At 38.9% G+C, this 19,052-nt stretch carries 23 protein-coding genes and 1 riboswitch; of the genes, 10 read left to right on the forward strand and 13 right to left on the reverse strand.

Annotated elements, in window-relative coordinates; all coding sequences use genetic code 11:
* Position 1 precedes the first annotated feature (1 nt).
* The 8 genes from purF to purE form a co-directional block, all read right to left on the reverse strand.
* Positions 2–1,426, reverse strand: a complete 1,425-nt coding sequence (gene purF, locus ACHABW_RS04580; RefSeq protein WP_435754259.1) for an amidophosphoribosyltransferase — start codon at positions 1,424–1,426, stop codon at positions 2–4.
* Entirely contained in the window at positions 1,402–3,633 is a 2,232-nt protein-coding gene (gene purL / locus ACHABW_RS04585) for a phosphoribosylformylglycinamidine synthase subunit PurL (protein WP_435754260.1), read from the reverse strand. The genes purF and purL overlap by 25 nt, the downstream gene beginning before the upstream one ends.
* Positions 3,617–4,300 carry a phosphoribosylformylglycinamidine synthase subunit PurQ gene (gene purQ / locus ACHABW_RS04590; protein ID WP_435754261.1) on the reverse strand — a complete coding sequence of 228 codons (684 nt, stop codon included), beginning with the start codon at positions 4,298–4,300 and terminating at the stop codon, positions 3,617–3,619. The genes purL and purQ overlap by 17 nt, the downstream gene beginning before the upstream one ends.
* Positions 4,297–4,551: a phosphoribosylformylglycinamidine synthase subunit PurS gene (gene purS, locus ACHABW_RS04595; RefSeq protein WP_110937728.1), complete on the reverse strand. Its 255-nt coding sequence runs from the start codon at positions 4,549–4,551 to the stop codon at positions 4,297–4,299. The genes purQ and purS overlap by 4 nt, the downstream gene beginning before the upstream one ends.
* A 2-nt stretch (positions 4,552–4,553) precedes the next feature.
* Positions 4,554–5,267, reverse strand: coding sequence for a phosphoribosylaminoimidazolesuccinocarboxamide synthase (gene purC, locus ACHABW_RS04600; RefSeq protein WP_435754262.1), 714 nt, complete (start codon positions 5,265–5,267; stop codon positions 4,554–4,556).
* Between the two features lie 85 nt (positions 5,268–5,352).
* A complete protein-coding gene (gene purB, locus ACHABW_RS04605; RefSeq protein ID WP_435754263.1) occupies positions 5,353–6,651 on the reverse strand; it encodes an adenylosuccinate lyase in 1,299 nt (432 codons plus the stop codon).
* Positions 6,648–7,826 (reverse strand): 5-(carboxyamino)imidazole ribonucleotide synthase, encoded by a 1,179-nt coding sequence (purK, locus tag ACHABW_RS04610; RefSeq protein WP_435754264.1) that lies wholly within the window; start codon positions 7,824–7,826, stop codon positions 6,648–6,650. The genes purB and purK overlap by 4 nt, the downstream gene beginning before the upstream one ends.
* Entirely contained in the window at positions 7,823–8,308 is a 486-nt protein-coding gene (gene purE, locus ACHABW_RS04615) for a 5-(carboxyamino)imidazole ribonucleotide mutase (protein WP_110937335.1), read from the reverse strand. Before purE ends, purK begins: the two co-directional genes overlap by 4 nt.
* A 281-nt stretch (positions 8,309–8,589) precedes the next feature.
* Positions 8,590–8,690: riboswitch (purine riboswitch) on the reverse strand.
* A 330-nt stretch (positions 8,691–9,020) separates the two neighbouring features.
* On the opposite strand from purE, the gene ACHABW_RS04620 reads away from it, so the two are divergent.
* From ACHABW_RS04620 to ACHABW_RS04650, 7 genes are all read left to right on the forward strand, one after another.
* A complete protein-coding gene (locus ACHABW_RS04620; RefSeq protein ID WP_435754265.1) occupies positions 9,021–9,701 on the forward strand; it encodes an ABC transporter ATP-binding protein in 681 nt (226 codons plus the stop codon).
* A gap of 6 nt (positions 9,702–9,707) precedes the next feature.
* Positions 9,708–10,931 carry an ABC transporter permease gene (locus ACHABW_RS04625; protein WP_435754266.1) on the forward strand — a complete coding sequence of 408 codons (1,224 nt, stop codon included), beginning with the start codon at positions 9,708–9,710 and terminating at the stop codon, positions 10,929–10,931.
* A 276-nt stretch (positions 10,932–11,207) separates the two neighbouring features.
* The gene (locus tag ACHABW_RS04630; protein WP_435754267.1) at positions 11,208–12,092 is read left to right on the forward strand and encodes a LysR family transcriptional regulator; all 885 of its coding nucleotides are present in this window, start codon (positions 11,208–11,210) and stop codon (positions 12,090–12,092) included.
* Between the two features lie 186 nt (positions 12,093–12,278).
* Complete coding sequence (locus ACHABW_RS04635) at positions 12,279–12,821, forward strand: acyl-CoA thioesterase (RefSeq protein ID WP_435754268.1); 543 nt, start codon at positions 12,279–12,281, stop codon at positions 12,819–12,821.
* Between the two features lie 17 nt (positions 12,822–12,838).
* Positions 12,839–13,228: a hypothetical protein gene (locus tag ACHABW_RS04640; protein ID WP_435754269.1), complete on the forward strand. Its 390-nt coding sequence runs from the start codon at positions 12,839–12,841 to the stop codon at positions 13,226–13,228.
* Positions 13,229–13,542: 314 nt separating this feature from the next.
* A complete protein-coding gene (locus tag ACHABW_RS04645; protein WP_435754328.1) occupies positions 13,543–14,133 on the forward strand; it encodes a spore coat protein in 591 nt (196 codons plus the stop codon).
* A gap of 55 nt (positions 14,134–14,188) precedes the next feature.
* Entirely contained in the window at positions 14,189–14,347 is a 159-nt protein-coding gene (locus ACHABW_RS04650) for a hypothetical protein (protein ID WP_435754270.1), read from the forward strand.
* Between the two features lie 177 nt (positions 14,348–14,524).
* Here the strand turns inward: ACHABW_RS04650 and ACHABW_RS04655 are convergent, their stop codons facing one another.
* Genes ACHABW_RS04655 through ACHABW_RS04670 form a run of 4 tightly spaced genes read right to left on the reverse strand, consistent with a single transcriptional unit; the run spans position 14,525 to position 15,549 of the window.
* The gene (locus ACHABW_RS04655; RefSeq protein WP_435754271.1) at positions 14,525–14,824 is read right to left on the reverse strand and encodes a spore coat protein; all 300 of its coding nucleotides are present in this window, start codon (positions 14,822–14,824) and stop codon (positions 14,525–14,527) included.
* Positions 14,825–14,837: 13 nt separating this feature from the next.
* Positions 14,838–15,026 (reverse strand): hypothetical protein, encoded by a 189-nt coding sequence (locus tag ACHABW_RS04660; protein WP_435754272.1) that lies wholly within the window; start codon positions 15,024–15,026, stop codon positions 14,838–14,840.
* Between the two features lie 23 nt (positions 15,027–15,049).
* A complete protein-coding gene (locus tag ACHABW_RS04665) occupies positions 15,050–15,322 on the reverse strand; it encodes a spore coat protein (RefSeq protein WP_435754273.1) in 273 nt (90 codons plus the stop codon).
* 11 nt (positions 15,323–15,333) lie between these two features.
* Positions 15,334–15,549: a hypothetical protein gene (locus ACHABW_RS04670; RefSeq protein WP_435754274.1), complete on the reverse strand. Its 216-nt coding sequence runs from the start codon at positions 15,547–15,549 to the stop codon at positions 15,334–15,336.
* Between the two features lie 303 nt (positions 15,550–15,852).
* On the opposite strand from ACHABW_RS04670, the gene ACHABW_RS04675 reads away from it, so the two are divergent.
* Complete coding sequence (locus ACHABW_RS04675; protein ID WP_435754275.1) at positions 15,853–16,035, forward strand: hypothetical protein; 183 nt, start codon at positions 15,853–15,855, stop codon at positions 16,033–16,035.
* Positions 16,036–16,288: 253 nt separating this feature from the next.
* Here the strand turns inward: ACHABW_RS04675 and ACHABW_RS04680 are convergent, their stop codons facing one another.
* Positions 16,289–16,462 carry a stress-induced protein, KGG, repeat-containing protein gene (locus tag ACHABW_RS04680; protein ID WP_435754276.1) on the reverse strand — a complete coding sequence of 58 codons (174 nt, stop codon included), beginning with the start codon at positions 16,460–16,462 and terminating at the stop codon, positions 16,289–16,291.
* 313 nt (positions 16,463–16,775) lie between these two features.
* On the opposite strand from ACHABW_RS04680, the gene ACHABW_RS04685 reads away from it, so the two are divergent.
* Positions 16,776–17,846, forward strand: coding sequence for an ATP-grasp domain-containing protein (locus ACHABW_RS04685; protein WP_435754277.1), 1,071 nt, complete (start codon positions 16,776–16,778; stop codon positions 17,844–17,846).
* Between the two features lie 87 nt (positions 17,847–17,933).
* Positions 17,934–19,016: a M20 family metallopeptidase gene (locus tag ACHABW_RS04690; RefSeq protein WP_435754278.1), complete on the forward strand. Its 1,083-nt coding sequence runs from the start codon at positions 17,934–17,936 to the stop codon at positions 19,014–19,016.
* Positions 19,017–19,052: the final 36 nt, after the last annotated feature.

Here is a 19,052-nt window from a genome sequence, read left to right on the forward strand (position 1 = left end):
CTTACTTTCCTCCTAGTACCTTATCGTAAGGATGATCTGTTTCCGGATAAATTTCTGTCGGATACTGACCGGTGAAACAGGCGAGACACTGTCCACAGTTTTCCGTAGTATCAGGTCTTCCTATCCCAGTTTTTAATCCCTCAACACTTAAATAAGTGAGAGAGTCTGCTCCCATTTCTTCCCGAATCTCTTCTGTTGTTTTGACAGAGGCAATTAATTCACCTTTTGTAGACGTGTCAATCCCATAAAAACAAGGATTAATAATCGGTGGGGAACTGATTCGGACATGTACCTCTGTTGCTCCTGCTTCTCGCAGCAAACCGACAATTCTTCTGCTTGTTGTCCCACGTACGATCGAATCATCAATCATTACCACACGTTTTCCGGCAACTACCCCTCGAACAGCCGATAACTTCATTTTTACCCCCTGCTCTCGAAGTGCCTGAGATGGCTGGATAAATGTGCGATTAATATAACGGTTTTTAATAAGTCCTAACTCATAAGGAATTCCCGTCTCCTCAGCAAACCCAATTGCTGCAGAAATACTGGAATCTGGAACTCCTGTGACGACATCAGCTTCAATAGGGGCTTCTTTGGCAAGTTGCTTCCCAAGGTTTTTACGAGCGTAATGCACATTTATTTGTTCAACATCACTGTCCGGTCGTGCAAAGTATACATATTCCATCGAGCAAATTGTTCTTTTTGTTGACGGAGAAAATACGTCGATGTGAAGACCGTCGTCATCAATAGTAATTAATTCTCCTGGTTGAACTTCGCGTTCAAATGTCGCACCAATGATATCGAAAGCACAGGTTTCTGAGGAAACTACATAAGCATCTCCCAATTTACCAATGGATAATGGACGAAGACCGTTGGGGTCCAAAGCGACAAACATTTTATCCTCTACGAGACATACTAAGGCATATGCTCCTTTAACCATCGTAAGTGCATTTTTAAGCGAATCCTTTAAGTCAGGATACCCGCTTCGCTTCATTAAATGAGCGATGACTTCAGTATCTGAGGTAGTTTGGAAAATGCTTCCTTGGTACTCAAGTTGATGCTTTAATGCTGTCGCATTAACAATATTACCGTTATGAGCCAAAGCAAGACTTCCAGATTGTGAATTAAATTGCAGCGGCTGACAATTTACGAAATCACTTGCCCCTGCAGTTGTATATCTAGTATGACCAATCGCACCGGTTCCTTTTAAACGATCTAAAATATCCTGGTTAAACACGTCATTAACGAGTCCCATTCCTTTGTGAATCGAAAGCTTTTCCCGATCTGTCACGACTATTCCAGCACCTTCTTGTCCACGATGCTGAAGACTGTGTAAGCCGTAATACGTAATTTGTGCTGCATCCACATGACCCCAAATTCCAAACACGCCACATTCTTCGTTTAAGCCTTTGATTTCACCAAACATGAAATAGCACCTCTCCATGCGTCCTCAAGTTTCTGGACGCTTTCGTTTACAAGAGTTTCCCCTTGTTGATTTTTTACAAGAATTTGCTTCTCATTAGTTACAACGCCAATCTCTTTCGCTTCCGGTATTAACTTTTCGAATTTTTCCGCATTTTCCTCTGACACGGTCAGAATATATCTTGATGGAGACTCACTGAATAACTCAGCAAGAACATCTTTTCCAGCTAATGTAACTTCTGCACCGAAGTCGGTACCAAACACGCATTCAGCCAGTGCTGGAAGAAATCCACCTTCTGATAGATCGTGTGCAGATTGGACCGTGCCAGCTCTTATCGCACCAAGAACTTGATCCTGACGATTTTTTTCTACCTGCAAGTCAATGGATGGAGCCGGACCGAAAATTTTACCTTCTGTAAACTTCTGCAATTCACTCCCGGAAAACTCTGGTTTTGCTTCTCCTAATGCATACACACGGTCACCAGCTTTTTGGAATGCCTGGCGCGTAATATGATCGAGGCTTGTGATTAAACCGACCATCCCAATAACAGGAGTTGGATAAATGGCCCCTTTTGCTGTTTCATTATATAAAGAAACATTCCCGCCAATAACAGGTGTTTCCAAGTCTTTACATGCTTCACTTAATCCATCCGTAGATCGTTCCAGTTGCCAGAAAATTTCTGGTTTTTCCGGACTTCCGTAATTCAAGCAATCTGTTACTCCGAGAGGTTCTGCTCCCGAACAAACAAGATTTCTTGCAGCTTCAGCGACAGCTAACTTCCCGCCTACATACGGATCTAAATATAAATAACGAGAATTACAATCCGTCGTCATTGCTAACGCCTTGTCTGTGTCGCGGATTCGAACAACTGCCGCGTCCGATCCAGGGGCAACAACTGTACTTGTTCTTACCATATAATCATACTGGTTATATACCCATTCTTTACTGGCAATCGTGGGCTGTTGCAGTAAATTCATTAATGTCTCAGAATAATCGGTCACATTTGGACGATAATCCTTTTGCTTCTGAAACTCCTGGTAATAGCTTGGTTCCTTGGATGGCTGATGGTAAACAGGTGCTTCCTCTGCTAGCGCATCAACCGGTACGTCTGCTACAACGTTTCCGTTATGCAAAAGTCTAAGACGATGGTCATCCGTTACTCGACCAACCACATTTGCCATTAACCCCCACTTTTCAAAAAGGGTAATAAATTCTTGTTCACTGCCATCTTCCACTACAAGAAGCATCCGCTCTTGAGATTCTGATAACATCATTTCATAGGCTGTCATTGCTTTTTCACGTTGAGGTACGTTATCTAAATTCATCTCAATACCTGATCCAGCCTTGCTTGCCATTTCAGCCGATGATGAGGCTAACCCGGCTGCTCCCATGTCTTGAATACCGACTAATTTAGGGTGTTTTGTTGCTTCGAGACAAGCTTCTACCAATAATTTCTCCATAAATGGATCTCCAACTTGTACCGCCGGTCGTTTTGCTTCCGATTCTGCACTTAACTCTTCGGACGCAAAAGTTGCACCGTGAATACCGTCTCTACCAGTACTGGCACCAACATATAACACCGGATTTCCGACACCTTTTGCTTGCCCCTTTTGGATATCTTTATGATTAATTAAACCGACGCACATAGCATTAACAAGCGGATTCCCCTCATAACAAGGATCGAATTGAATTTCTCCGCCAACTGTTGGAATTCCGATACAGTTACCGTATCCGGCAATTCCAGACACGACACCTTCAAAAATATATTTCACTCTAGGATTCTTTAATTCACCGAAACGCAGCGAATTAAGTAACGCTACAGGACGAGCCCCCATGGAGAAAATGTCACGGATAATTCCGCCAACTCCAGTGGCAGCACCTTCATACGGTTCAATTGCGGAAGGATGATTATGACTTTCTATTTTAAAAACAACGGCCTGTTCATCACCAATATCAATGATTCCAGCACCTTCACCAGGTCCTTGCAGTACCTTTTCACCGGTAGTCGGGAATTTACTTAAGAGAACTTTCGAATTTTTATAGCTGCAGTGTTCAGACCACATAACAGAAAATAGTCCTAATTCCGTATAGTTAGGCAATCTCCCTAGAATATCCTCCACCATTTGGAATTCTTTATCGCTTACGCCCATTTCCTGATAAACTTTCTGTTCTTTAATCATCGCAGGCGATGGTTCATGAAGTAGTTGCATGCTGATCCCTCCAATGCTTTACGATTGATTTAAAAAGCTTTAATCCGTCTTCTGAACCTAAAAAGCTGTCTACTGCTCGCTCGGGGTGAGGCATCATCCCAAGAACGTTGCCTTTTTCATTGGTAATACCCGCGATATCATTTATCGAGCCGTTCAATTCGCTCTCGTAAGTAAACACAATCTGATTGTTCTTTTCCAAAGAAGCAAGTGTTTCTTGATCACAATAATAATTTCCGTCACCATGCGCAACAGGAATAGTGATCACAGAACCTTGTTCATATGCCATCGAAAACATTGTCTCGCTATTTTTCACCTTGAGTGCTACAGGCTTACAGATAAATTTCAATTTAGCATTTTTACGCATCGCACCTGGAAGTAAACCTGCTTCTAGCAGAACTTGAAATCCATTACAAACACCTAAAACTGGTTTTCCTGCAGCTGCAGCTTCTTCCACAGCCTTCATGATTGGCGAAAATCGGGCAATGGCTCCTGCGCGAAGGTAATCCCCATAGGAGAAACCCCCGGGAAGGAGAATGGCATCAAATCCGTCTAAGCTTGTCTCATCGTGCCACACATAAGAGACATCTTCGCCAAGTTCATCCTTAATTGCATGAAACATATCTAAATCACCGTTGGAGCCCGGAAATACGATTACCGCAAATTTCATGAGGAGACAACCTCCTCTATTTCATAGCGATAATCCTCAATAACCGGGTTAGCTAGAAGCTTGTTACACATTTCTTTCACTTGGTCATCAATACTATCCTTGGTTGCTTCGATACGAAGATTCATAATTTTCCCGATGCGAACACCTTCCACAGTATCAAAACCTAGCTGGTGCAAAGAATTTTGAACAGCTGATCCTTGAGGATCCAAAACACCCTCTTTTAATGTAACAGTTACCTTCACTTCAAAAATCATCATGATTTTCCTCCTAAACGAGCTAAAATAGTTTCATAACCTTCCTGCAAGTTTCCTTGCCCAAAGCGGAATAAATCCTTATCAAATGAATCTCCTGTTTTAGAATCCCATAATCGGCATGTATCAGGTGAAATTTCGTCTGCTAACAATACTTTGCCTGAAATCTCTCTTCCAAACTCTAATTTAAAGTCGACTAAATCTACATCAATTTTTTTAAATAACTTTATTAAATGTTCATTGACTTCTTGTGCTTTCTCTTTCAAAGAAGCGACCTCATCTTCTGTAGCAAGTCCCATCACACGAATATGCTCCTCGTTCATTAGCGGATCTCCCAGCTCATCGTCTTTATAATAAAACTCGACAATCGGCTGATCGAAACGTTGTCCACGTGTAAGCCCCAGACGTTTTACAAGACTACCAGCTGCAATGTTACGAACGACAACCTCGATCGGAATAATTGTCACTTTACGAATCAACTGCTCTGTTTCCGAGAGACGCTCGATAAAATGACTCTTGATACCTTCTTTCGCCAGCAAAGAAAAAATAACGGAGCTGATCTCATTATTCAGACGTCCCTTACCTGTTAAAACATCCTTCTTAACACCATTAAATGCTGTGGCGTCATCCTTGTACTCTACCCATAGAACCTCAGGCTTATCCGTTTCATAAATCCGCTTCGCTTTTCCTTCGTACAAACAGCCTCGCTTTTCCAATTGAAGGTCGCCTCCTGCCGTGTATTTTCGAAATATTGGTACTATTGAAATTATGACAGAGGAGGGTTTTTACACCCTTCCTCTCTTATTTAACGAGTCCTAATCTGTCAAAAATCGTATCTACATGCTTTAAATGGTGATGATAATCAAAGCAATCATCTAATTCCTCTGATGAGAGATGAGCCGTAATCTGCTCGTCTGCATCAACCAGTTCGCGGAATTGAACCGCAGTTTCCCATGCTTCCATTGCTTTAGGCTGCACAATGTCATAAGCTTCTTCACGAGCTAGTCCTTTATCAATTAGTGATAAAAGCACTCGTTGAGAATATATTAATCCGTAAGTTGCTGTCATATTACGCTTCATATTTTCCGGGAAAACCGTTAAGTTTTTAACAATATTGCCGAATCGATTCAACATGTAATTCAAAGCAATTGTTGCGTCTGGCAGGATCACTCGCTCCGCCGAAGAATGAGAAATATCTCTTTCGTGCCACAGTGCCACATTTTCATAAGCAGTCATTACATGTCCTCTTAGCACACGAGCTAGTCCAGTCATATTTTCAGAGCCGATTGGATTACGTTTATGCGGCATAGCCGAAGATCCTTTTTGCCCTTTAGAGAAGAATTCTTCTACTTCTCTCACTTCACTCTTTTGTAAATTACGAATTTCTACTGCCATTTTTTCAATGGAAGATCCTATAAGAGCAATCGTTGCAATATACTGTGCGTGGCGATCACGTTGCAAAGTTTGAGTGGAAATACGAGAAGCTTCTAATCCTAATCCCTCACAAACGTATTTTTCAACGGATGGATCAATGTTCGCATATGTTCCTACAGCACCTGACAGTTTACCAACACGAACCATTTCGCTCGCCTGACGAAAACGTTCCAGGTTCCGTTTCATTTCTTCATACCAAAGCGCCAACTTCAATCCAAACGTGGTTGGTTCAGCATGTACACCATGTGTACGCCCCATCATTACCGTCATCTTGTGTTCGATCGCTTTGTTTTTCAAGATTTCTATAAAATTCAAAATATCTCGTTCAATAATGTCATTTGCTTGTTTTAATAAATAAGATAACGCAGTGTCTACAACATCTGTAGAAGTTAATCCATAATGAACCCATTTTCTTTCGTCTCCAAGCGTTTCTGAAACTGCACGAGTAAATGCAACGACATCGTGACGAGTTTCTGCTTCGATCTCGAAGATCCGTTCTACGTCAAAAGACGCACTTTCACGGATTTTTGCAACATCCGCTTTAGGGATATCTCCAAGCTCAGCCCACGCTTCACACGCGAGAATTTCTACTTCCAGCCAAGCTTGAAATCGGTTATTATCTGTCCAAATTGCACTCATTTCTGGGCGTGAATAGCGTTCAATCATTCCTCGGTTCCTCCTATTGTTTCTTCTGTTTCTTCTGTTTCTTCCTCCTGTTTCCAAATGGAAGATTCATCAATTGCCTCAAGTGTTTTTTCTAAATCATCTGTTAAAAATGTGATGTGACCCATTTTCCTTCCAGTTCGCGCTTCTTTTTTACCATACATATGCAAGTGATTTTCAGGTAAACTTTCAAGGTTTTCTATGACACCATCTACGTGTTCGCCTAAAATATTGACCATAATACTTGGTTTCAAAAGCGTAGTCTTCCCTAATGGCCAGCCGCAAATTGCTCTTATGTGCTGTTCAAACTGTGACGTTTCACATGAGTTAATCGAATAATGACCAGAATTATGAGGTCTTGGCGCTAGCTCATTCACATAAATTCTTTCGTCGTCATCGACAAACATCTCGACAGCCAATGTACCAATCAAATCGAATGATTCAGCTAATTGTGTGGCTATCTCTATTGCCTGTTTTTCCACATCGGGCGAAATACGCGCAGGAACAATAGATTGATGTAATGCATTTTTGACGTGTATGTTTTCGGCAACAGGAAATGTCGTCATTTCTCCATTCACACTTCTTGTCACTATCACTGAAATTTCATGCTCGAATGGGACCCAGGCTTCTAAAATAAATGGTCCGCTTCCTTCCATTTCTGACCAGGCCGCTGGTAATTCATTATTTGAACGAATGATCCGTTGACCCTTGCCATCATATCCTCCGCGTGTCGTTTTCAACACAGCAGGTAAGCCCAATGCTTCTCTTGCTTGCTGAAGTTCACTCGCTGTTTCCAAAGCACGATAACGAACGACTGGAATGTTAAATGATTTTATGGCTTTTTTTTCATGAATTCTGTCCTGCGTGATTGATAAAAGATTACTTCCTTGAGGTAAATACATATTCTCTTCTAGCCATTTCGCTGTTTCTGAGTCAATATTTTCAAATTCATACGTAAGAACATCGCAAATTTCAGCAAGCTTCTCAGCGGCAGCCAAATCATCATACTTTCCAATGATTTGTTCATCTGCGACTTGTCCACACGGAGAGTCAGGGGTAGGATCAAGAACCGCCACTCGATAGCCCATCTCCCGGGCTGAAAGAGCCATCATTCTTCCGAGTTGTCCCCCACCTAGAATCCCAATTGTTTTCCCTGGTTCAATCCATTTATTTCTCATGATAACGCTCCTTCTTGCAAAACTTCGTCACGTTTTTTCTCACGCCGTTTTTCTAATCTATCTCTAATTTCTTCATCATGAACAGAGAGCTGTTGAGCAGCTAAAAGTGCAGCGTTTATCGCACCTGCTTTTCCAATAGCAACGGTTGCCACTGGCACTCCAGCAGGCATCTGCACGATCGAAAGCAAGGAGTCCATTCCATTCAATGCTTTTGTTTGTACAGGAACTCCGATAACCGGAATCGTTGTTTTCGCTGCTACCATTCCTGGCAAGTGGGCTGCCCCGCCTGCACCAGCGATAATGACTTCAAGTCCTCTTCCGCGAGCAGTTTCTGCATACTCAAACATAAGATCCGGGGTTCGGTGAGCGGAGACAACTTTTGTCTCAAACGGAACACCTAGTTCTTTTAAGGTTTCCACCGTATTTTCCATCGTTGTCCAATCCGATGTCGAACCCATAATTACTCCAACTTTAACTGTCATACAATATTGACCTCCTCGATTTTTAACTACTAACCAGTATTCCTTATTCAATTATAAAGTATTTGTCACATCTGTGGCGCCAAAGAGAGAAATTGTCCCCTTAAGATGTCAGGATAATAAAAAAACGCATCTTATCATCCAAACAAAGAGGGACAATAAGACACGTTGGATATTGCGCAATGGTAGAAAATCGCACAATAAATTTGAGCGATACAAAAGCAAGCCAGGTTTTCCGAAAGTATAAAATAACTTCCTTCCAACACCCGCCATGTATCGCGTAAATTTGTGTCCATCTCCCTCATAGTCCACTGATTAAGGTCAGTAGGTAGAAACTTCTGGGCCGAATTCCCAATATTATATGAGGTAACGTATTTTTTTCTTATCCTAATCATAACAATTACTCGTATACCTCGTCAACATCGATTCGAACATTTTATTGTTTTTTGTATTTATTGTTCGGATTTCGTCGATTCATAAGAGGATTTTACCAATAGAGTCCCTAAAACAAAGGCGATATTACCAGTATTTGGACTTTACAGTCACTGAAAATAGTATTCTATAAAATGCTGTCTTCTAAACATTGAAAGAATTGATTCTTATAAAGGTACGAAAGTAAAAAAATATAAAGATATATACGTTGAAACAAAAAAGACTATTTATACGTATATACTAATACTAGATTAAGAGAGAATCTTATACGGAAGGTGATGTTATGGAAATACTCTGTGTTGATTTACATCATGCCGGCTACTCCGACAACAAAAAAACGATTAAAAATATTCACTTCCAATTGCAACAAGGTGAATTAGTCGGATTAATCGGACCAAATGGAGCAGGAAAAAGTACAATTATTAAAACTATTTTAGGGATTCTTGAAGAAGTTGATGGAGAAATTAACATCGCCGGCAATAATCGCTATGCGTATATACCTGAGCACCCCGTTTATTGTGAAGAGTTCACGTTATGGGAACATATCGAACTGGCAAAAGCCGTTAACAACATAGAAGACGCTAATTTTTATCAACGCGCCGAACAATTAATTAGCCTTTTTAGATTGGAACATGTTAAGCATCACTTTCCTGGTTCTTTTTCAAAAGGAATGCAGCAGAAACTGATGATCATAGTTGCTATCTTAATTAAACCAAGCCTTTATATTGTTGATGAACCATTCATCGGCTTGGATCCAAAAGCCATCAAAGACTTTTTATCCATTATAGATGAGGAACGTCAGCGAGGTGCAGCTATCCTTATGTCTACTCATGTGCTAGATACGGCAGAAAAAATTTGTGATCGCTTTTTGTTAGTCAATCAAGGAGAATTAATCGCGGCTGGGACACTTGATGAAGTTCGAGCAGTTAGTAATGGATTGTTTTTACTATTTTATGGAGAATGAAAAGCGATGACTCCAAAACAGTTATTTCAACAACGTCTAAAAAGAGAGTGGAACTACCATTATGAAGTATGGAAATCAGCTGTAGATTGGATCATCGCTTTATATTTCATCGTACCGTTCGTTATTTTTATATGCTACCAGTACTACTCGATCTGGACCGATCAAGCACCCTGGATAGAAGCTTTCCCTCTTCAATATACACGGTATATTTTCTTTTACATATGTTTAATAGGTTCCGTCCGATTGTTTATTAAAGAAGGCGATCTACTATTTCTTAGGCAGGAAAAACAGTGGGTTCAAGCTCTTATGAGGCACGGAATGATCTACTCCATGATCTTTTCGATAGGACTTATCTTGATTCTAGCTGCTGCACTATATCCTCTCTGGAGGACATACGATGATACGAGTTTAAGCACCGTTTTCACATTTACTCTCTTCACTTCATTATTTAGAATTAATATTCAATTCATCCGACAACTCTTTTCTATCTGGTTTAAACGGTGGCGATTATATTTTATCAACATGGCTTCGCTCATTACATTTTTCGTTGTTTTTCAGCTGTTTTTGATCAGTCCTTATTTCGTACAATGGTTTTTAATTATTATAAACGGAGTTGCTGCACGATTTTTATTCAATGTTCTTCTAAATTTGACGTGGAGCTTTCAAGCTGATTGCGTGAGAGAAGGACAACGCCAATTAGTACTAGCAACTTCCTTCATTAAAGCTAGCGGATATAGGGTCGAGAAAAATTTTCGCGCAAACAAAGAACCGTTCATTCTCTTCTCCGAGTCTGCTAAGATATTCAAAAATAGTACGAATTCAAATATCATTACGGAAACCTTCATTAAATTTGTGATTCGAAATAAGTCGAAATTACTTACACTCTTTCAGCTTGTTGTTTGCTTTGTCGTTGGTATCGTCGTTGCACCATTTTGGATCAAGTGGATTGTGTTACTTCTTTCTACCTTTAGTATCATTCATTTCATCCGCGGAAGTTGGGATGAAATGAAAAACCATTTGTACTTTAAACTTTATCCCAATCCCGGATATGAAGAAACGAGTTATGCTGTTAAAAAAGCAACCTTCATTCTAACACTTCCAATTTGCTTCTTATTTGGTTTTTTTACAGGCTGGTCCGCTTTTTTCCCCTTTGTATGGGCAGGGTTTCTCGTCGCTGTGATTGCTACGACACTCATGTATTTTTATGTTAAGAAGGAACTGATGGTATAAGAAGACGCATCGCCTCTTTTGTATTTATCTTGTTGCTTGGTTGCCATAGAAGGTTGTTTGGATAAATTACCGCCCCCTTTACGTGGATGATTCGCGAGGCTCCTCGAGCAAACGAACGCTCTGCGGGGTCTCGCTTGGATCATTCTTCCACAGGAGTCTCGCGGATTTTTCCAACAACGTCCTCCAAGCAATATCGGTCAATGAAGCTTGGTTTTTCAGTTACTGCTGTTAAAATGAAAGGTAGCCACCTCTATTAAAACAGAAAGGTGATCAAATGTGGATATCAAACAGCTACAATATTTTATAGAAATAAATCGATTTAGCAGTTTTAGTAAAGCAGCAAAGCATCTATATGTGACACAACCTACTATTAGCAAAATGATTAAGAATCTTGAGAAGGAATTTAATGTGAATCTGTTCGATCGTTCGAAAAAACAAGTGGTCCTGACAGATGCTGGTAATCTAATTTTGGAGAAAGCCCAAATCATTAATCAAACATTTAAGGATTTAGAAATCCAGTTAGAGAACCTTTCAAAGTTAGAACAAGGACATATCAGAATAGGTTTACCTCCTATGATCGGCTCAAGTTTTTTTCCGACAGTGATTGGACAATTTCGTGAAAATTATCCAGCTATTGCGATTGAATTAATTGAAGATGGCTCAAACAAGATTGCAGAAGAAGTGGAGCATGGCACAATTGATATTGGGGTTGTAGCTTTACCAACAAAAAGTGACCTATTTCACTCTTTTTCATTTGTGACAGAAGATATAAAGCTTGTTGTACACGCTTCACACCCTTTAGTTACGAAAGATAAAATTTTGCTGAGTGACTTAAAGGACGAACAGTTTATGTTATTAAATAGTGACTTTGCATTGTATAACCGCATCATGAAAGCCTGTCAAAAAGAAGGGTTTGAGCCTTTTATTATATTTAAAAGCTCTCAGTGGGATCTTCTTGGAAAAATGGTCACCTCTAAATTAGGTATTACGCTATTGCCTGAAAGTATCTGTAAAGATTTAAAAGGAGAAATCAAAATGTTACCGGTCGCTCATCCTGATATGTATTGGGAGCTTGCTATTATTTGGAGAAAAGATATGCACCTGTCTTATGCAGCAAATGAATGGCTCCTATTCGCAAAAAAGCATTTCCCTACTAATTGAATGAGCAATATTCATACCTTTCATCAAGTTATTTCTTCACACAGGAATAGCTTGTTTTTTGTACAGAATAATTTGGTAACGCTGTCATAGACAAAGTCTATATAACACCATGAATTACTTCACTTTTACTACACGTGGGGCTCGGTACTATAATAAAATAGAATATCACTGAAAGGAAGATGTGAAATGAAAAAAAAACATCCAAAAGATAGTAAAATCGTTAACACTGATCAGGTACTAAGCAGTGATTTAAATAATTATAATACATTATTTGGTGGGTCTTTAATGAAAAAACTGGATGGGTGTGCCGTATTATCTGCGAGAAGGCACTCAAGAGCAAAAGAATGCCTCACTGCCTCCATCGATTCTATCGATTTTCTTTGCCCTATCTATCAAAAAGATTCCGTTTGTGTTGAATCATTCGTTTCTTACACAGGTACTACTTCTATGGAAATATTTTGTAAAGTTATCGCGGAAGACATGGTTTCTGGAGAACGTCGGATTGCTGCTACCGCTTTTTTAACCTTTGTCGCCCTAGATGAAAATAAGAAACCTATGAAAGTACCTAAAATCTCCCCAGAAACAATAGAAGAGAAAAAGTTATATGAAACCGGACCTGAAAGAGAGAAATTACGAAAATTAAAGAGAGAGAAAAGTAAAGAGCTAGCCGGATCTATTAGTTTACAGAAGCCATGGGATGTTCAATATAATATAGGAATTTTAAATTAAAATGGAGGAAATCAATAATGATTGCTTTATCGAGTTTACACGAGTTATATTCCGCAAAGAATTTAGTAGAACAGTTAAAGGTCTCCCAACCGAGTGCCTACAACAAACTATTAGATGTTATTAGCCTAACACGGCAAATGCAGATTAATTACCAAGGCTTTGGAACCCTTTTAATGGATGAAAATGAAAAACAAAGTTTTTACGGCAATATACACATTCGGGATTCAGTTCTTCAAATCTTTTATGGAGAAGTTGACAGACTAAAAAACGATTCTAACTTTGAAGATGTTAAACTACTATTTTCTACTTACAAAGAAATTGGTTATACTACCCTCTGCAAATTAATACTTGGAGAAAGTCCCGAGTCATTAAAAGGTGTTCACCAAGGAAACTCAACTCTGAAATAGCATGGTAGGTTGTAAAAACATAAATATTGTGGGCGCTAGGCAGTGATTCCCAATGGCACTGAAAAGTTGATTTTTACCTTTTCAGTGTCTTTTTAATGCAATGAGCCAGTTTTTAAAAACGCATTAGGAACATTTTTCTCCTAATAGGCACGCGGTAAGCAGCGCACAAGCACCTCGAACATCAACACAAAAATTCTTTGAATCTTTTCTTCTCCATACATATTTTATTCCGAAAATAACCAAAATACTCTAGAATGTCATATTTAAGGAGGAAACAATTGCAGAATCAAAAAGATGAATTACAAAAAAACGAAATGAAAATTTCAGAAAACATGCCACCACAAATGAGTCATGGAGGCCATGAGATTTTTGATACACAAGAAATTTTAAGCGGAATCATCGGCATGCTAGATCAGTATCAAATGTATGCTGCGAATATTCAGGATCCTGAATTATTAGAGATTCTTAACCACCAATCAAGCTTTATGACTCACCTGTATAACACGGTTCTTGAATCTTTCCAAACGGGACAAAAGCCTTCAGATTCTACACACGTATATAATATGACTCGAAGTAATAACGTTGTTTACGGTATACAACCTGGTCAACCACCAAGTAAACCAATTCAATTTACAACTGATATAAATGATGGTGGATTATCAGGTTATATGCTCGGTCAGGTCAAAGGACTATCTTCTTTAATGGCCATGACTGCTCTGGAAATGACAAATCCCGTTCTGCGACGAGTCATTGCTGACAGTGTGCCTAACCTAATTGAAATGAGTTATGAAGTCTTTCTTTATCAAAATAAACATGGTCATTATCAAGTGCCACAGCTTAATCCTCAAGATATGTCACAATTGCTTCAGAGCTATGCACCTGCACCGGAAAAACCACTTAACTAGGAGCGGGTTTCTCATACGAATGGAGAGCTGGACCTAAAAAGGGAGGTTTCATGAATTGGATAAGGAAAGAGATACAGAAGAAAATGATAAAAAGGTTGCACCTACACTAGATGAAGAAGATTCATACGGAGAAGATGCCACTCAATCCGACATAGATCATGGAGATTCAACGAAAGTCACCAGATTGATTAACGATGAAGTTGATCCTTCTTAATGAAAATAATAAGAGCATTTAAAAAGCTAATTTGTGCTTTTTAAGTGCTCTTTTAATGTTTTTGAAGCTCTAGCTATTCATTCTATTCCACTAGTGCATATCCATATTGCCATCGCGCGTAAACGAAAAAAGGCTGTGTAAAAAAGGGCCTAGAAACCTTATCACAAAGCCTCTATACTAATCTTTCGCAACGTTCAGGGCATTCTCTGCCACATTCATATCTACCTGTAATTGTTTGGTCATGTCATGAGGATGATAAAATCCTTCATTAATCATGTAGGTTGAGATTTGTTGATGAAAGGCGATTGCATCTTCTAAATGCCTTGTCAGCGTCTGTCTCACTTCAGGAGTAGCTGTTTCCGTAATTGCTAACGCATAGCTTTTTATCTCCGCTTTTGCCGCACTCAAAATGTCTGTAGCAATGACTTGGTCGGTGAGTGATGCCATTCCTGTAATTTTTTCAAGTATTTTATTCATTCGAAAACCTCCGTCATATCAAATGATTTTTCAATTCTTCAAGATGTCCCGAAGTCATCGTGACATCATTTTGCATAATTTCCTTTAAAATAGGATCCGTCACCAGTCCTTGCATGAGCGATGCTTTCGTTAAGCACAAACTTTTAAACGTAACTAACTCATGTAATTCCAGCGTTTCATGTAAACCTAATTTTTGCCGCATGCCCTTCCCACCTCTCCTTAGTATTATTGCTTCAAAGCTCTATCTGCGTAACTCAAATCTTTTGATAACTGCTCGGGTACGTTATAAGCATCATAAATACCCCGGTCTTGTAAAAAATTATAAATTTGCTCGTGTTGTTTAATCGCATTTCTTAGTTCTTGCACTAAAAAAGTCTGAATTTCCGGTGAAGTTACTTCCGTTATAGCCGCTGCAAAGTCCTTCACAGCCGACTTGGTTTCGAAAAGCATATCGGTTGCGATTGCATGATCAGAAACGCTTAATTGTTTTGTTTCCATCAAATTCTCTCCTATTGATTCATTTGGGTTGCTGCAGTACTAAGTATTTCTCTCATATGTCTTACTGTGGTACTACCTTGTTGAATACTTTGAGTAATTAATGCTTTTAATTCAGGGTTTTCCACTTCATTTATACGCGCTTTCGCCTGAGTCAGACACGCACCTTTAAAATTGATTAATTCACGCATATCAGTCACTTCATGAATTGCAAATGGACGATTTTCCACCTCTTCACCTCCATACAGATCTTTATTAGTGTCTGCGTACAACTAAAATTTATTCCAGTTCTTGTAACTGGTTTTTTCAGAATCCCCCGCGCATTGCACAGGAATTAAGCACCTTCCCAATTCAAGGAACGCACTTTGCTTGCACCAGTATAGATTGGAAGTAAACCCCTTGTTTATTTAACAAAATAAAACTCATATTAAGTAATGTTTAGATAGCACTTCGCTATTTCTTAAACTCCGCTACACGACTATGATCATTTTATCGATCATTCTTCAAAGACACATTAATAAGGAGATGTTAACATGTTTGGGATGGGACGAAGAAAGAATAATAATGGTAATGCCATGATGATGTCACTAGTTGGCATAGGTGTTGGTGCAGCTGCAGCTTACGGCATGTCAAGAAGCCGTAACAATGGGAACAACAGGAACAACGGGAACGATATGTCACAGTCGGCCCAAAGAGCATTTAACCAGATGAGTTAATAATTCGTTTCGGATTTTCTTTGAACAGCTGAACTTAGCTGTTCTTTTTTTAGGTCCAAAAGAGATATTGAAGATTTTAGGCACACACAAAAGAGACTTTCCATTGTTGCCTTTTTACAACCATTGGAAAGTCTCTTTCTGTTTTAACCGTTGTTACTTGAATTAACGTTGCTCTTTTGTCCACCTTTTGCACCAATTTCCTCAAAGAATTTTTTGTCTTGATTCTTACTGGTTTGCTTTCCACCTTTTTGTCCTAATAGAACTGTTTTTCTTGATTCTTGCTTCTTTGCTCTCCGCCTTTTTGCCCTACTTCTTCATAAAACTGTTTATCATGGTTCTTGCTCGTTTGCTTTCCTCCTTTTCTTCCCGCTTCCTCTCGACTCATGTTCTCTTGATTGTTATTGTTGTTTTGGCTGTTTTGTGCCATTTCCAACATCCTCCTTTACTAAAAAGTTATTTTTCTTTATTCCACATAAAACAAAATTAAAACTACAAATAATTAAAAAGGGAAGTTTGTCCTAATAGCATTACAATACACACCCTTTTCCTCGATTTAAAGTTACTATCTTAGCTTGGATAATTACTTTTAATAAAGTTTAAGCTTTTTCACAGTGGGTACAAAAAATACTATATTTTTAAAAGTTGGCTCTGTGTTAAATCCTTAACATTCCTATAACCCAGTCTGCATGGTAAATGAGCGCTTTTAAAAAAAAGCTAAAATACAAGGAGGTACACTTTAAATGAATATCTTACTTACATCAGGCGCGAGACGCATAGACTTCGTAGGTTTTTTTAAAAAGGCTTTAAAAGATGCTGATATAAAAGGGAAAATAATTGTGGCCGATCCTGAGGAGAATGCGCCTTCACTACAAGCTGGGGATGAAAATTATGTGATTCCTCATCAAACCGATTCAAAATACATGGAAGCTATTTTCGACATTTGCAAAAAGCATCATGTGCAATGTCTTGTTCCGTTAAATGATTGGGAAGTACCTAAATTATCTGCTCACAAAAAAGAACTCGAAGCAATTGGTGTATCCGTTTTTACGCCGGACAAAAACATTGTTCATAATGTTCGAGACAAAGGAAAGTACAAAGAGCTTTTGAAGCCATTTGATGTAAAAGCTCCTCAATCCTACTTTGATATTAAAGAAGTGGAAGAAGCCTTAGAGAAGAATGAAATATCATTTCCTTTAATCGTGAAGCCCCGAAATGGTTCTGCTTCAATCGGAATTGAAATTGCTCACAGTTTAGAAGATCTAAAATTTGCTTATCAGTTTGCGGTGAATAAAATAAAGGAAACACCGTTAGATAACGCTACTTATAAAAAACCAGAAGATAACATTATCATTCAGGATGTTATTGAAGGTGAAAAATACAGTGTGGATATGTTCAATGATTTAGATGGTCGCTTCCTCGGTTCTTTTATCCGTAAGCAAATCGAAATGAGAGGTGGAGATGTCGATAAATGTATTACAGAGAATCCTCCTGAACTATTAGACATTGCACAGAGAATGGGTGAAAACCTTGGGCATGCTGGTTACATCAATACCGATGTGTATTACGATGGTACTGATTATTACGTCATTGATATAAATCCTCGTTTTGGCGGTGGTTACGCATTTACTCACATGGCAGGTGCAGATATACCTGCTACGATTATCGCGCTAACAGCAGGGGAAAAAGTACAGAAGGATTGGTTAACTCAAGATTCGGACATTGAACTAGCACGTCATGACATTGTCGTCCAGGTAGATAAAGAAAAGGTTAGTAACACCCTTAAAACAAAAGAAAAAGCAAGCTCAATCTAATTTCATCATAAATCGGACAGTGCTTTTCCGTGATAAGTATATAATTATAGCAACAGTTTAGGACTATAAACATGTAGGAGGGATACAATGGGTGATCCAATCCCCTTATTAGAAGATTTAATCAAGATAGACAGTTCTGGAAAAACAGGAGCCAATAAAGCAGTGGATTATTGTGCGAAATGGTTAATGAACAGAGGTCTAGAGGTGAAAAATATAGAAAACAATGGGTACCGAATGTTAGTTTGTGAAGTTGGAAAAGGAGATAATACGATCGTATTAAATGGACATGTTGATGTTATAGAAGCTGATAAAGAGCAGTTCCAACCTTATGTTAAAGAAGGAAAAATGTATGGGCGAGGTTCGGTGGACATGAAAGCAGGTGTCGCCACGATGATGGAGACCATCTCACATATAAAAGATAGAAATATAGGTACAAGAGTAATGCTTCAAATTGTACCTGACGAGGAGACAGGTGGGGTTAATGGCACAAAATTTTTAACGGAAAAAGGATATATAGGAGATTTTATTATTTGTGGTGAACCGACCAATTTTGGGATTGCCATCCAATCTAAAGGAGTTTTACAACTAGATTTTGAGATATACGGAAAACCAGCTCATGGAAGTAGACCCTGGGAAGGTCATAACGCAATCAAAAAAGCTTATGATCTCTATGAAAACATTCTAAAGCTTCCTTTTGCAGTAGAGACCGCACCACCTATGTATGACAAACCTTCTATAAACCTTGCAAAGCTAAAAGGGGGAACCGTGTACAATAAGGTTCCAGTGAAGTGCAAAATGTCACTTGATATTAGGTACTTGCCTGATCAATCACCAGAAGAAATTTTCAACCAGATCCAAGAAATTACGGAGGGCCATGTAAAAATTCATATATGCAATGGACCGGTTAAAACTAGAAAAGATAATCCTTATGTAGAAAGTCTTGCTGAGTCTATAAAAAATCATACCCAACTTGAGAAAATAAACATTTATGGTCAGCATGGATCAAATGATGGTCAATTTTTTACTAAATATGGAGGATCAGCTGTGGAATTTGGCCCAGTAGGCTTTGACTGGCATGGCGAAAAAGAAATGGTTTATGTAGATTCTGTCAGAGAATATCAAGAAGTATTGAAAGACTTCGTCCAATCATTTGATAATAGAAAAACCTAGATTGAAAAAGCCACCCTTCAACGTTAGCATCGAAGG

Origin of the sequence: Salipaludibacillus sp. CF4.18, assembly GCF_051262595.1 — a bacterium.
Lineage (GTDB): Bacteria > Bacillota > Bacilli > Bacillales > Salisediminibacteriaceae > Salipaludibacillus > Salipaludibacillus neizhouensis.